At 71.5% G+C, this 12,755-nt stretch carries 11 protein-coding genes; 7 read left to right on the top strand and 4 right to left on the bottom strand.

Features of this window, described 5'->3' with window-relative positions; translation table 11 throughout:
• Window positions 1–27 precede the first annotated feature (27 nt).
• Together IEY56_RS03610 and IEY56_RS03605 are read left to right on the top strand one after the other, a co-directional pair.
• Entirely contained in the window at window positions 28–744 is a 717-nt protein-coding gene (locus IEY56_RS03610) for an endonuclease V (protein WP_189035571.1), read from the top strand.
• A 296-nt stretch (window positions 745–1,040) separates the two neighbouring features.
• The gene (locus tag IEY56_RS03605; RefSeq protein ID WP_189035570.1) at window positions 1,041–1,694 is read left to right on the top strand and encodes a class I SAM-dependent methyltransferase; all 654 of its coding nucleotides are present in this window, start codon (window positions 1,041–1,043) and stop codon (window positions 1,692–1,694) included.
• Window positions 1,695–1,901: 207 nt separating this feature from the next.
• Here IEY56_RS03605 and IEY56_RS03600 read toward each other — a convergent pair whose 3' ends face one another.
• The 3 genes from IEY56_RS03600 to IEY56_RS03590 form a co-directional block, all read right to left on the bottom strand.
• Window positions 1,902–2,705, bottom strand: coding sequence for a DeoR/GlpR family DNA-binding transcription regulator (locus IEY56_RS03600; protein WP_189035569.1), 804 nt, complete (start codon window positions 2,703–2,705; stop codon window positions 1,902–1,904).
• Window positions 2,702–3,544: a class II fructose-bisphosphate aldolase gene (locus IEY56_RS03595; RefSeq protein WP_189035568.1), complete on the bottom strand. Its 843-nt coding sequence runs from the start codon at window positions 3,542–3,544 to the stop codon at window positions 2,702–2,704. Before IEY56_RS03595 ends, IEY56_RS03600 begins: the two co-directional genes overlap by 4 nt.
• A gap of 129 nt (window positions 3,545–3,673) precedes the next feature.
• Window positions 3,674–4,576, bottom strand: coding sequence for an SIS domain-containing protein (locus IEY56_RS03590; protein WP_189035567.1), 903 nt, complete (start codon window positions 4,574–4,576; stop codon window positions 3,674–3,676).
• 337 nt (window positions 4,577–4,913) lie between these two features.
• On the opposite strand from IEY56_RS03590, the gene IEY56_RS03585 reads away from it, so the two are divergent.
• The 5 genes from IEY56_RS03585 to IEY56_RS03565 all read left to right on the top strand — a co-directional run bounded on the left by IEY56_RS03585 (window position 4,914) and on the right by IEY56_RS03565 (window position 11,940).
• Window positions 4,914–6,209, top strand: coding sequence for a CaiB/BaiF CoA transferase family protein (locus IEY56_RS03585; RefSeq protein ID WP_189035566.1), 1,296 nt, complete (start codon window positions 4,914–4,916; stop codon window positions 6,207–6,209).
• Window positions 6,206–7,231 carry an LLM class F420-dependent oxidoreductase gene (locus IEY56_RS03580; protein ID WP_189035565.1) on the top strand — a complete coding sequence of 342 codons (1,026 nt, stop codon included), beginning with the start codon at window positions 6,206–6,208 and terminating at the stop codon, window positions 7,229–7,231. The genes IEY56_RS03585 and IEY56_RS03580 overlap by 4 nt, the downstream gene beginning before the upstream one ends.
• 76 nt (window positions 7,232–7,307) lie before the next feature.
• Entirely contained in the window at window positions 7,308–8,450 is a 1,143-nt protein-coding gene (locus IEY56_RS03575) for an acyl-CoA dehydrogenase family protein (RefSeq protein WP_189035564.1), read from the top strand.
• 27 nt (window positions 8,451–8,477) lie between these two features.
• Window positions 8,478–9,692, top strand: a complete 1,215-nt coding sequence (locus tag IEY56_RS03570) for an acetyl-CoA C-acetyltransferase (protein WP_189035563.1) — start codon at window positions 8,478–8,480, stop codon at window positions 9,690–9,692.
• Between the two features lie 58 nt (window positions 9,693–9,750).
• Complete coding sequence (locus IEY56_RS03565; RefSeq protein WP_189035562.1) at window positions 9,751–11,940, top strand: 3-hydroxyacyl-CoA dehydrogenase NAD-binding domain-containing protein; 2,190 nt, start codon at window positions 9,751–9,753, stop codon at window positions 11,938–11,940.
• On the opposite strand, the gene IEY56_RS03560 is transcribed toward IEY56_RS03565, so the two are convergent.
• A complete protein-coding gene (locus IEY56_RS03560) occupies window positions 11,930–12,709 on the bottom strand; it encodes a MerR family transcriptional regulator (protein ID WP_189035561.1) in 780 nt (259 codons plus the stop codon). The two genes, IEY56_RS03565 and IEY56_RS03560, sit on opposite strands and share 11 nt — an antisense overlap.
• Between the last annotated feature and the right edge of the window lie 46 nt (window positions 12,710–12,755).

Raw genomic sequence — 12,755 nt, 5'->3', positions numbered from 1 at the left:
ACGCCGCTGCTGTAGCGTGACGCCCCCATGGAGATCCCTTCGCCTCCCGGGGACTGGCCGCGAACCGAGGCCGAGGCCCTCGCCGTACAGGACGAGTTGCGCCGGCGTGTGGACGAGACGGACCACAGTCCGGCACCCGGCGCGTCCGGCACCGTCGTCGCGGGACTCGACGTCGCCTACGACGACGCACGTGACGTCGTCGCCGCTGCGGCCGTCGCTCTCGACGCGGAATCCCTGGACGTCATCGCCGGCGCGACCGCGTTCGGCCGGGTCGCCTTCCCTTACGTGCCCGGGCTGCTGGCCTTCCGCGAAGTGCCGGCCCTGCTGGAGGCGCTCGTCAGGCTGCGCGAGCAGTCGGGGCGCGAGCCGGACCTGCTGGTCTGCGACGGGTACGGGCGGGCGCATCCGCGCCGGTTCGGACTCGCCAGCCATCTGGGCGTGCTCACCGGCGTGCCGACGATGGGCGTCGCCAAGAACCCGTTCGTCTTCACCAGCGAGGAACCCCGTCCGGGCCGCGGTGATTCGGCCCCCCTCATGGACGGCACGGAAGAGGTCGGCAGCGCCCTGCGCACGCGGGACGGGGTGAAGCCCGTCTACGTCTCGGCAGGGCACCGCGTGAGCCTCCGGGCCGCGGAGGCCCACACGTTGAGCCTCGCCCGGCGCTACCGGCTGCCGGAGACGACCCGGCGAGCGGACGCGCTGTGCAGGGCGGCACTGCTCGAGGTGACGACGCGGGATGCGTAGCGGAGGTGCCGCTGCCGGCCTTGCGGGAGGAGCCGTCAGGGCGATCCCCGCACGGCGGAACGCGGCCTTGAGCGGGACGGTGCCGCCCGGGGGACTCGCCCGTGCGCCGCGGAATCCGGCGGCGCACGGGCTCTGCCCGCCCTGGGGCCTTCCTGCCGCGCCCCGTTCCCGGTGTGGCTCGCTGGTTTCCCCGTGTACCCGGCTGCCCCGCTGGGGTGCTGCCGGGGAAGTCGTGCGGATCGGCTCAAGGCCGCGGTACGGCCTGCCAGTTGGCCGGTTCGGGCGCGGCAGCACCTATGACTGAGCCCTCCTATCTGGCCGCCGTCCGCGAGTCGTACGACACGGTGGCCGCCGCTTACGTCGAACGCGTCCCGCCTCCCGACGCGTTGGACCCGCTGTCGCGCGCGATGCTGGCGGGATTCGCCGAACTCGTGCGGACGGCCGGTACCGGACCGGTCGCGGACGTCGGATGCGGCCCCGGCCGCGTGACGGCACATCTGGACGGGCTGGGGGTCTCCGCCTTCGGCGTCGACCTGTCACCGAAGATGACCGGGCTGGCCCGGCAGGCCTATCCGCACCTGCGGTTCACCACGGGTTCGATGACCGCGCTGGAGACGAGGGACGGCGAACTCGGCGGCATCCTGGCCTGGTACTCCACCCATCACACGCCCCCGCAGTGGCTGCCGGCGGTGTTCGCCGAGTTCCATCGCACGCTCGCGCCCGGCGGTTACCTGCTCTGGGGAGACTACGTCGGCGACGAACGGCTGCAGCCGACCCGGGGGTACGGACGTCCGGTGACCTACGATTCGTATCTCCTTCCCCTGGGCCGCATGGCCTATCTGCTGGATGAGGCCGGACTCGCCGTCACCGCGAGGCTGGAGCAGGAGCCCGGCGGGCGGGTGAGCAGACCGCACGCATGCCTGCTGGCCCGGAAGCCCGAACAGTCCTGACGGGGCTCAGGTGTTCGGCCGCCGCCGGTGTCAGACAGCCGAGGGCGGGCCCACGGCGGGGCGGCCAGGGCGTCGAGGTGGCGGCACTGCGGTTGCGCGCGGGGCACCGGCCGACCTGCAACGGACGGGTGGCAGAGGCGACTTGGCGACTTGGGGCGTCGCGTGGCGGCGAGGGCGGGGCCGGGCGGCGGAGGTGCTCGTCGCGCGTCAGCCGTCGTCGGACGGGGGAGCCGTCTGCACCTTCCAGCCGCCTCCCGTGAAGTCCTCCCGCGCGCTTTCGTCCATCCCGTCGTCGGTGATCAGCATGCCGAAGACGTCCGGACCGCCGACGTGCGCGAAGCAGCGTCTGCCCACCTTCGAGGAGTCGGTGACCGCGACGGCTTCCGCCGAACGCTGCGCCATCAGCCGGTTCGTCGTCGCCTCCGCCTCGTCGTGGACGGTGGCCCCCCACTGCGGGTCGATGCCGTTGACTCCGATGAAGGCGACGTCCAGCGTCAGCTGCTTCAGAACGAGTTCGCCGAGCGTCCCGGACAGCTCGAAGGACCGGGAATGTGCGACCCCGCCCGTGACCACGATCTTGATCTGCGGGCGGACGGCCAACTCGTAGGCGATGTTGAGGGAGTTGGTGACGATCGTCAGGTGGGGGTGGGGACCCGGGTCCGCGAACTCCGGGCGGGTCGCCAGCACTCGGGCGATCTCCGTGGTCGTCGTGCCGCCGCTGAGGCCCACGACGTCCCCGCTCGACACCTTGCCGGCCGCGGCCTCCGCCACCGCCCGCTTCTGCGCCGCGTGGTGACCGCCCTTGTAGCGGATCGGAAGGTCGTACGTCACCGAGCTGAGGACCGCTCCGCCGCGGGTGCGCTTGAGCAACTGCTGTTCCGCGAGAGCGTCCATGTCGCGACGCATCGTCGCGGCAGACACCTCAAGGGCAGTCGCCGCCTCGTCGACGTCGAGCCGGCCGCGCTCGCCCAGCAGCTCCAGCAGGGCGTTCATCCGCTCGGGACGCTTCACCGGGCGCCCGCCCCGAGGACGCCCAGCAGCCGCTCCGCCTCCCTCGCGACGGCCTCCCGCGCGGGGGCCGCGTACTTCCGGGAGTCGACCAGCTCCGGCTGCTCCCCGAGCACGCGGCGCACCTCCCCGGTGAAGACGGACACGAGATGCGTCGAGATGTTGATCTTCGTCATGCCCGCGGCGACCGCCGCGCGGAGCTCCTCGTCGGGCACCCCCGAGGAGCCGTGCAGCACGAGGGGGACGTGCAGCCGCCCCCGCAGCGCGCGGATCAGCTCCTTGTCCAGCACGGCCGTCCGCTCGCGCATCGCGTGCGAGGAGCCGACCGCGACGGCGAGCGCGTCGACCTCCGTCGCACCGACGAAGGCGAGCGCCTCCTCCGGGTCCGTACGGGCCCCGGGCGCGTGCACTCCGTCCTTGCCGCCCACCTCGCCCAGCTCCGCCTCCACGTAGACCTGCCGGTCGTGGCACCAGGCGGTGAGTTCGGCGGTGGCCGCGACGTTCTCCTCGTACGGCAGCGCCGAGGCGTCGACCATCACGGAGCGCACGCCCGCCTCCACCCCCTCCCGCACCAGAGCGGCGTCGGTGACGTGGTCCAGATGGACGGAGATGCCGGTCCGGGACTGCTCGGCGAGCGCCTGCGTGGCACGCAGCACCGGCAGCAGGCTGCCGTGGTACCGCACGCAGTTCTCGCTGATCTGGAGGATGAGCGGCACGCCGGCGCGCTCGGACGCCGCGACGAGGGCCTCCGCGGTCTCCAGGTGGAGGACGTTGAAGGCAGGCGCGCCGGCTCCCGACGCGCGGGCCGCGTCGACGATCGACGCCGTGCTGACGAGGGGCATGTTCCGGCTTCCTTGGACGGGGGACTGGGACAAGGACAGGGACGGGGGCTGCGGACTAGTGCTGCGGACGGGCTGTCGGGATCGGTGAAGGCAGGCCGGGCGACTCGGAGGGCGTCTCCAGGCGCGTGCTCAGGAAGCGTCGTCGAGCATCACCGAACGGGTAAGGCTGCGCGGGGCGTCCGGGTCGAGCCCGCGGGCTCGGGCACGTTCCAGCGCCACCCGCTGCACCAGCACCAGCTCGGCCAGCGGATCGCGCTGCCCGTGGTGCACGAACTGGGCGCCGGTACGCGACACTTCAGCCTCCAGCCCGTCCGGCAAGGCACCGAGAACCCACGTCACACGGCCCGGGGCGGCGACGGCTATGGGCCCGTGCCGGTACTCCATCGCCGGATAGGACTCCGTCCAGGACTGCGACGCCTCGCGCATCTTCAACGCGGCTTCATGGGCCAGCCCGACCGTCCAGCCCGTGCCCAGGAAGGTGAACTGCTCGGCGTCCACCCATTCCTGACGCATCGGGACCGTCAGCGCCTCTTCCACGTCCCGGAAGGCAGCCGACAGATCCTCACCGAGGTGCGCGCGCAGCAGCGCGAGGGCGCTCGTGGCGAACCGGGTCTGCACCACGGAGGATTCGTCGGCGAAGGGCAGCCGCACCGTCTCGTCCGAGACCTCCTCGGCCGGGGTGCCGGGGGCGCCGAGCACCGTGACCGTGGGGATGCGGCCTCTGACGGCCCGGAGCAGCCGCAGCACCTCGCTGGTGGTGCCGGAGCGGGTGACGGCCACCACCGCGTCGTACTCCCGGCCGGCTCCCAGCAGCGCCTCCGACGCCGCGAAGGCGTCCGTCAGGCCGAGCCCCGCCTTCTCGCGCAGAGCGGCGTACGACTGGGCCATGAACCACGAGGTGCCGCACCCCACGACGGCGACCCGCCGGCCCGCTGCGGGCAGCGGGACTCCGGACGCCGCCAGCTCCGCGGCTCTGCGCCAGGTCTCCGGCTGGCTCGTCAACTCCCGCTCCATGTGCGTGGATCCGCTCATGGCCCCACCCCTTTCCCGTACGTCTTCAGCGCAGGCCCGCACCGCCCGCGGCGGCGCCTCTCCACGCTCCCCGGCGGCCCGGGGCGCAAGGGAGAGTCCTGCGTGAAACTGCGTTTTCCATGCCTGTTCCGCTCAGTATCGCGCAGCACTTCCATCCGTGTCATCCCTCGGGAGGGTGAACCGGCGAGGGGGCGGGGTGGCTGCTTACCTCGGCACTGTGGTGTGTGGCGCATGCCACTGCCCCGGTGCCCCGCTGCCTCACTTCCGGGGTTGTGGAAAGGGGGGCGCCTTCTTAGCATCGTTGGTGTTACATCAGTTGTGTCACATAGGAGCTTCGATGACGGCAGCGGCGGGGAGCGGGGGCGGCCCGCTCCGCGGTGTGCGCGTCGTCGAACTGGCCGGAATCGGCCCCGGCCCCTTCGCCGCGATGGTGCTCGGTGACCTCGGTGCCGACGTCGTACGCGTGGAGAGGCCCGGCGGAGCGGCGCTGGGCATCGACCCCCGGAGCGATGTCACCAACCGCAACAAGCGCAGCGTCACCCTCGACCTGAAGACCGAGGAGGGCGTCGCCGCGACGCTCGGCCTCGTCGCGCGCGCCGACGTCCTCATCGAGGGCAACCGCCCGGGCGTCGCCGAACGTCTCGGCGTCGGCCCCGAGGAGTGCCTCGCCCGCAACCCCCGGCTCGTCTACGGGCGGATGACCGGCTGGGGGCAGGACGGACCGCTGGCCCAGCGCGCCGGGCACGACATCGGCTACATCGCCCTCACCGGCGTCCTCGGCCTGACCGGGGCGGCCGCGGGACCGCCTTACCCGGCTGCGAACCTGCTCGGCGACTACGCCGGGGGCTCGCTCTATCTCGTCATCGGCGTGCTAGCCGCGCTCCAGCACGCACGCGCGGAGGGTGGCGAGGGCCAGGTCGTGGACGCCGCGATCGTGGACGGCACGAGCCATCTGTCCGCCATGATCCACGGCATGATGGCTGCCGGCGCCTGGCAGGACCGCCGCGGGGCGAACCTGCTGGACGGCGGGGCCCCGTTCTACGGCACGTACGAGACCTCCGACGGGGGGTTCATGGCCGTCGGTGCTCTGGAACCGCAGTTCTACAGCGAGTTCGTGCGGCTGCTCGGTGCCGGGGAGGACCTGCCGGACCGTGCGGACCCCGGCGCCTGGGAGGAGCTGCGCACCGCCGTGGCGGCCCGCTTCCGGGAGCGTACGAGGGATGAGTGGGCCGCCGTCTTCGAGGACTCCGACGCGTGCGTCGCGCCCGTGCTCTCTCTCCGCGAGGCTCCCGGCCATCCGCACCTCGCCGCCCGCGGCACCTTCGTGGAGCACGGCGGGATCACCCAGCCCGCTCCGGCGCCCCGCTTCTCGGCGACGCCCACGGCCGTCGGCCGCCCGCCCGCCGTGCCCGGCGCCGACACCGCCGACGTGGCGCGCGACTGGGGCGTGCCCGGTCTCGTTCCGGAAGACTCACGACCGGAGGGCTCCCGGTCCGCGGCCTCCACACCGCAGTCCGCGCCCTCCCCGTACGCAGACGACCGCGGCGCTGCCGACCGCGGCGCCACCGACCGCACAGGCACCGCCGACCGCACCCCTGACGACACCGACCCCGCCGAGGACGCCGACGCATGAAGATCGCCACTCCGCTCCAGTACGCCGAGAACCCCCGCACAGCCGCCGAGGAGATCGTGAAGCTGGAGGCCGCGGGTCTCGACGCGGTCTGGGTCGCGGAGGCTTACGGGTTCGACTCGCCCACCGTCATGGGGTATCTGGCGGCCCGCACCGAACGTATGCAGATCGGCGCGGGCATCATCAACGTCTACTCCCGTACCCCGGCGCTGATCGCCCAGACCGGCGCGGGGCTCGACGTCCTGTCCGAGGGGCGCGCCATCCTGGGCCTCGGCGCGTCCGGTCCGCAGGTCGTCGAGGGCTGGCACGGCAAGCGGTACGACAAGCCCCTGGGCCGCACCCGCGAGACGGTCGAGCTGTGCCGGCGCATCTGGCGGCGCGAGATCATCGACCACCACGGCATCACCGACATGCCGCTGCCCGCCGAGAAGGGCGGGAAGCTCGGGAAGCCGCTGAAGTTCCTCAACCGTCCCGAGCGGGCGGAGATCCCTCTCTACGTGGCGGCTCTGGGGCCGGCGAACGTCAAGATGACCGCTGAGATCGCGGACGGCTGGCTGCCGCACCTGTTCGTGCCGGAGAAGGCCGAGCAGGTGTGGGGCACGGCGCTCGCGGAAGGCGCCGCGCTCCGCGACCCGGAGCGCGGACCCCTGGAGATCTCGGCCGGGACGCTGCTGGCGGTGGGCGAGGACGCCGCGAAGGTACGCGAGTCCGTGCGTCCCCTGATCGCTCTCTACATCGGCGGGATGGGGGCCAAGGGCCGCAACTTCTACAACGACGTCGCGCGGGCGTACGGTTACGAGGAGGCCGCCGAGAAGGTCCAGGACCTTTACCTCGCGGGGAAGAAGAAGGAAGCGGAAGCGGCTGTTCCGGCCGAGTTCTGCGAACTGGTCTCCCTCTGCGGCCCCGAGGGCTACGTCCGCGAGCGCATCGAGGCGTTCCGCGAGGCCGGGGTCACGATGCTCAACGTCGTCCCCGTCGGTCCCGACCCGGCCGGGCTGATCGAGAAGGTCAAGAACTGGCTGTGAGCCGCGGGCCGCAGACCACGGCCGCGAAGCGCACACGCGAAGCAGGCGAGACGCCCAGGCCCGAAGGGGAGCACCGATGAAGCGCCAGATCTTCGACGAGGACCACGAAGCCTTCCGGGAGACCGTGCGGACCTTCCTGACGAAGGAGGTCGAGCCGTACTACGAGCAGTGGGAGAAGGACGGGATCGTCTCCCGCGAGGCGTGGCTCGCGGCAGGCCGGCAGGGTCTGCTGGGGCTCGCCGTCCCCGAGGAGTACGGCGGGGGAGGCGCGGAGGACTTCCGCTACTCGGCGGTGCTCGCGGAGGAGTTCACCCGCAAAGGGGTGGCCGGCCTCGCCGTGGGGCTGCACAACGACATCATCGGGCCCTACCTGACCTCCCTCGCCACCGACGAGCAGAAGCGGCGCTGGCTCCCCGGCTTCTGCTCGGGCGAGATCGTCACGGCCATCGCGATGACCGAACCGGGCGCCGGCTCCGACCTTCAGGGCATCGCGACCACGGCGGCCGACAAGGGCGACCACTGGCTGCTGAACGGCTCCAAGACGTTCATCTCCAACGGCATCCTCGCCGACCTGGTCATCGTGGTGGCCCGGACGCAGCCCGAAGGCGGCGCGAAGGGCCTGAGCCTGCTCGTCGTCGAGAGGGGCATGGAGGGCTTCGAACGCGGCCGCAACCTGGACAAGATCGGCCAGAAGTCCCAGGACACCGCCGAGCTGTTCTTCAACGACGTCCGGGTGCCGAAGGAGAACCTGCTCGGCCGGCTCGACGGCGCGTTCATCCATCTGATGGAGAACCTCGCCCAGGAACGGCTGACGATCGCCGTGGGCGCCATCGCCGGCGCGGAGGAGGTCCTGGCGCAGACCACCGCGTACGTGAAGGAACGCAAGGCGTTCAACAGGCCGCTCGCGAAGCTGCAGCACATCCGCTTCGAGATCGCCGAGATGGCCACGGAGTGCGCGGTGACGCGCGCCTTCCTCGACCGCTGCATCGAGGACCACGGAAAGGGCGAACTGGACGCCGCGCACGCCTCGATGGCCAAGTGGTGGGCGACGGAGCTCCAGAAGCGCGTCACCGACCGCTGCCTCCAACTGCACGGCGGCTACGGCTACATGAACGAGTTCCCCGTCGCCCGGGCCTTCACCGACGGGCGCATTCAGACCATCTACGGCGGTACGACCGAGATCATGAAAGAGATCGTCGGCCGTTCCCTGCTCGACTGACCGACCCGCCCCGAAAGGCTGCTGATCTTGAGCACCGAAGCGTACATCTACGACGCCATCCGCACCCCGCGCGGCCGCGGGAAGGCCAACGGCGCGCTGCACGGCACCAAGCCGATCGACCTGGTCGTCGGGCTCATCCACGAGCTGCGCCGCCGCCACCCCGACCTCGACCCCAACGCCATCGACGACGTCGTGCTCGGCGTCGTCAGCCCCCTGGGAGACCAGGGCTCCGACATCGCCAAGACGGCGGCGATCGCCGCCGGACTGCCCGACACGGTCGCCGGCGTGCAGGAGAACCGCTTCTGTGCCTCGGGCCTGGAGGCGGTCAACCTCGCTGCGGCGAAGGTCCGTTCGGGCTGGGAGGACCTCGTCCTGGCGGGCGGCGTCGAGTCGATGTCCCGCGTGCCGATGGGCTCCGACGGCGGCGCCTGGGCCATGGACCCCATGACCAGCTTCGAGACGGGCTTCGTACCGCAGGGCATCGGCGCCGACCTCATCGCGACCATCGAGGGCTACTCCCGGCGCGACGTCGACGAGTACGCGGCACGTTCGCAGGAGCTGGCCGCCCAGGCATGGAAGGACGGCCGCTTCGACAACTCCGTCGTCCCGGTCACCGACCGCAACGGCATGACCGTCCTCGACCGCGACGAGCACATGCGGCCGGGCACCACCGCCGACTCCCTCGCGGGGCTGAAGCCCTCTTTCGCCGACATCGGCGAGCTGGGCGGCTTCGACGCGGTGGCGCTGCAGAAGTACCACTGGGTCGAGGAGATCGACCACGTTCACCACGCGGGCAACTCCTCGGGCATCGTCGACGGCAGCGCCCTGACCGTCATCGGCAGCGCCGAGGTGGGCGAGCGCTACGGCCTGCGGCCCCGCGCCCGCATCCTCTCCGCCGCCGTCTCCGGGGCCGACCCGACGATCATGCTCACGGGACCGGCGCCGGCTTCCCGCAAGGCGCTCGCGAAGGCGGGCCTCACGGCCGCCGACATGGACCTGGTGGAGATGAACGAGGCGTTCGCCGCCGTCGTGCTGCGCTTCGCCAAGGACATGGAACTGCCGCTGGAGAAGGTCAACGTCAACGGCGGGGCGATCGCCATGGGCCACCCGCTGGGCGCCACCGGCGCGATGCTGCTGGGGACCCTCCTCGACGAACTGGAGCGCCGCGACCAGCGCTACGGCCTGGCGACGCTGTGCGTCGGCGGGGGCATGGGCAGCGCCACCGTCATCGAACGGATCTGAACCGCAGCCCGCCACCGTCCCGACACGGCCCGCCCTCACGTACGGAGAAGCACTCACCATGTCTGAGCCCACGACGTCCACGACCATCCGCTGGCAGCAGGACGAGACCGGCGTCGTCACCCTGGTACTGGACGATCCCGACCAGTCCGCCAACACCATGAACGCGGCGTTCACGGCGTCGCTGACCGCCGTCGCCGACCGTCTGGAGAGCGAGAACGCCGCGGGCAACGTCCGCGGTGTCGTCTTCACCTCCGCCAAGAAGACCTTCTTCGCCGGCGGCGACCTCAACGACCTCATCCAGGCCCGCCCCGAGGACGCCGAGCGGGTCTTCGAGGCGGGCATGCAGATCAAGCGGGACCTGCGCCGCATCGAGACCCTGGGCAAGCCCGTCGTCGCGGCGATCAACGGAGCGGCGCTCGGCGGGGGCTTCGAGATCGCCCTGGCCTGCCACCACCGTGTCGCCCTCGACGCCAAGGGATCCAAGATCGGCTGCCCCGAGTCCACGCTCGGGCTGCTGCCGGCCGGTGGCGGTGTGACCCGCACGGTCCGGCTGCTGGGCGTCACCGACGCCCTGCTGAACGTACTGCTCCAGGGGCAGCAGTACTTCCCGGCCAAGGCCAAGGAGAAGGGCCTGGTCCACGAGGTCGTGGACAGCGAGGAGGCCATGCTGGCCGCCGCGCGCGCCTTCATCGACGCGAACCCGGAGTCGCACCAGCCGTGGGACGTGCCGGGTTACAGGATCCCCGGCGGCACCCCGTCCCACCCGAAGTTCGCCGCCAACCTGCCCGCCTTCCCGGCGAACCTGAAGAAGCAGACCAGCGGCGCCCCCTACCCCGCGCAGCGCAACATCCTGGCCGCGGCGGTCGAGGGCTCGCAGGTCGGCTTCGAGGAGGCGCAGGTCATCGAGGCCCGGTACTTCGTCGAACTGGTCACCGGCCAGATCTCGAAGAACATGATCCAGGCCTTCTTCTTCGACATGCAGGCCGTGAACGCCGGCCGCAGCCGTCCCAAGGGCGTGGAGCAGCGCAAGGTGCGCAAGGTGGCCGTGCTCGGCGCCGGCATGATGGGTGCGGGCATCGCCTACTCCTGCGCGAAGGCCGGCATCGAGGTCGTCCTGAAGGACGTGTCCCTGGAGGCGGCGGAGAAGGGCAAGTCCTACTCCGCGGGCCTGCTGGAGAAGGCGCTCAAGCGCGGTCGTACGACGGAGGCCAAGCGCGACGAGCTGCTGGCCCGCATCACCCCGGCCGCGGACCCGCAGGACGTGGCGGGCTGCGACGCCGTCATCGAGGCGGTCTTCGAGGACCCGGCGCTCAAGCACAAGGTCTTCCAGGAGATCCAGGACGTCGTCGAGCCGGACGCCCTGCTGTGCTCCAACACCTCGACGCTGCCGATCACGACCCTGGCGGAAGGCGTCGAGCGACAGGCCGACTTCATCGGCCTGCACTTCTTCTCACCCGTGGACAAGATGCCGCTGGTGGAGATCATCAAGGGCCGGAGGACGGGGGAGGAGGCGCTGGCACGCGCCTTCGACCTGGTGCAGCAGATCAAGAAGACCCCGATCGTCGTCAACGACTCCCGCGGCTTCTTCACCTCCCGCGTCATCGGGCACTTCATCAACGAGGGCGTCGCCCTCGTCGGCGAGGGCGTGGAGCCCGCCACCGTCGAGCAGGCCGCCGCCCAGGCGGGCTACCCGGCGAAGGTACTCTCGCTCATGGACGAGCTGACACTCACCCTGCCGCGCAAGATCCGCGAGGAGACCAGGCGCGGGCTGGAGGCGGAGGGCGTGGAGTGGCAGCCCCACCCCGCGGACGAGGTCATCGACAGGATGGTCGACGAGTTCGGGCGCACCGGCCGCAGCGGCGGAGCGGGCTTCTACGACTACGACGAGAACGGGAAGCGCGGCAAGCTCTGGCCCGGGCTGCGTGAGCACTTCGGCAAGGACGCCGACCCCGGCATCCCGATGGAGGACATGCAGGAGCGGATGCTCTTCGCCGAAGCCCTGGACACCGTCCGGCTGTTCGAGGAGGGCGTGCTCACCTCGGTCGCGGACGCCAACATCGGCTCCATCATGGGCATCGGGTTCCCGCCGTGGACGGGCGGCGTGATCCAGTACATCAACGGCTACGAGGGCGGCCCGGCCGGTTTCGTCGCGCGCGCCCGCGAGCTGCGGGAGCGCTACGGCGACCGCTTCGCCGTGCCGGCGCTGCTGGCGGAGAAGGCCGAGAAGGGCGAGGTCTTCAAGGACTGACGCCGTCGCCGCCGGACTGCGGGGGGCCTCCCTTCGGGAAGGCTCCCCGCAGTTCCTCTTTCAGCGACCGCTGGAACGCCGTCATCAGCGCCTGCACCACCATCGGCTGCATGTGCGCCGACAGCGACTTCATCCTCTCCACCCGCTCCGGGTCGGTCTCCCGGTCCCGGTAGGGCTCCCACACCTCGTCCTTGAAGAGGCGGCTCAACTCCCGCGCCGCCGCCCGGGCGTGCTCCAGCATCGCCTCCCTGGCCGCGACGATCGTGCTCTGCGAGAGCGGCATGTCCAGCAGCCGCACCCCAAGGTGGAGAAGCGCCGGGTCGACGCGGAAGACGGCGGCGTCGTCCGTGCTCTCCAGGACGCTCATCGCCTCGAGCCGCTCCAGGTCGTCGTCCGTCAGTTCGCGCCCGACCCGCTGCTCCAGGTCGCCGCGGGTGGCCTCGTCGACGGTGTCGGGCATCCAGGAGGCCACCATGGCGCGGTGGATGGCCAGGTCGTGCGGGTCCATGTCGTCGGGCAGCCGCTGCAGGTAACGCTCGATCGCCGACAGGGTCATGCCCTGGTTCTGCAGCTCCTCGATCAGCGCGAGCCGCGAGAGGTGGTCCGGTCCGTAGCGGCCGACGCGGCGCGGTCCGATCGCGGGCGGCGGCAGCAGCCCGCGGGTGCTGTAGAAGCGGATGGTGCGGACGGTGACTCCGGCCCGTGCCGCGAGCTGGTCGACGGTCAGGCTGTCCGCGTCGCCCTGGCCGGCTCGCTGCTGCTGCTCCATCCGCCGCTCTCCCTGCCGCCGTGCACTGCAACTGTCTTGAACAGTA

Source organism: Streptomyces daqingensis (assembly GCF_014645895.1).
Classification (GTDB): Bacteria; Actinomycetota; Actinomycetes; order Streptomycetales; family Streptomycetaceae; genus Streptomyces; species Streptomyces daqingensis.
Note: the sequence above shows the minus strand (reverse complement) of the source record. Positions and strands in the feature narration are given on the sequence as shown.

Excerpts from the sequence above, each read along its gene's own strand:
- IEY56_RS03610 (WP_189035571.1), top strand. The coding sequence starts at position 28 with ATGGAGATCCCTTCGCCTCCCGGGGACTGGCCGCGAACCGAGGCCGAG.
- IEY56_RS03605 (WP_189035570.1), top strand. The coding sequence starts at position 1,041 with ATGACTGAGCCCTCCTATCTGGCCGCCGTCCGCGAGTCGTACGACACG.
- IEY56_RS03595 (WP_189035568.1), bottom strand. The coding sequence starts at position 3,544 with ATGCCCCTCGTCAGCACGGCGTCGATCGTCGACGCGGCCCGCGCGTCG.
- IEY56_RS03590 (WP_189035567.1), bottom strand. The coding sequence starts at position 4,576 with ATGAGCGGATCCACGCACATGGAGCGGGAGTTGACGAGCCAGCCGGAG.
- IEY56_RS03585 (WP_189035566.1), top strand. The coding sequence starts at position 4,914 with ATGACGGCAGCGGCGGGGAGCGGGGGCGGCCCGCTCCGCGGTGTGCGC.
- IEY56_RS03580 (WP_189035565.1), top strand. The coding sequence starts at position 6,206 with ATGAAGATCGCCACTCCGCTCCAGTACGCCGAGAACCCCCGCACAGCC.
- IEY56_RS03575 (WP_189035564.1), top strand. The coding sequence starts at position 7,308 with ATGAAGCGCCAGATCTTCGACGAGGACCACGAAGCCTTCCGGGAGACC.
- IEY56_RS03565 (WP_189035562.1), top strand. The coding sequence starts at position 9,751 with ATGTCTGAGCCCACGACGTCCACGACCATCCGCTGGCAGCAGGACGAG.
- IEY56_RS03560 (WP_189035561.1), bottom strand. The coding sequence starts at position 12,709 with ATGGAGCAGCAGCAGCGAGCCGGCCAGGGCGACGCGGACAGCCTGACC.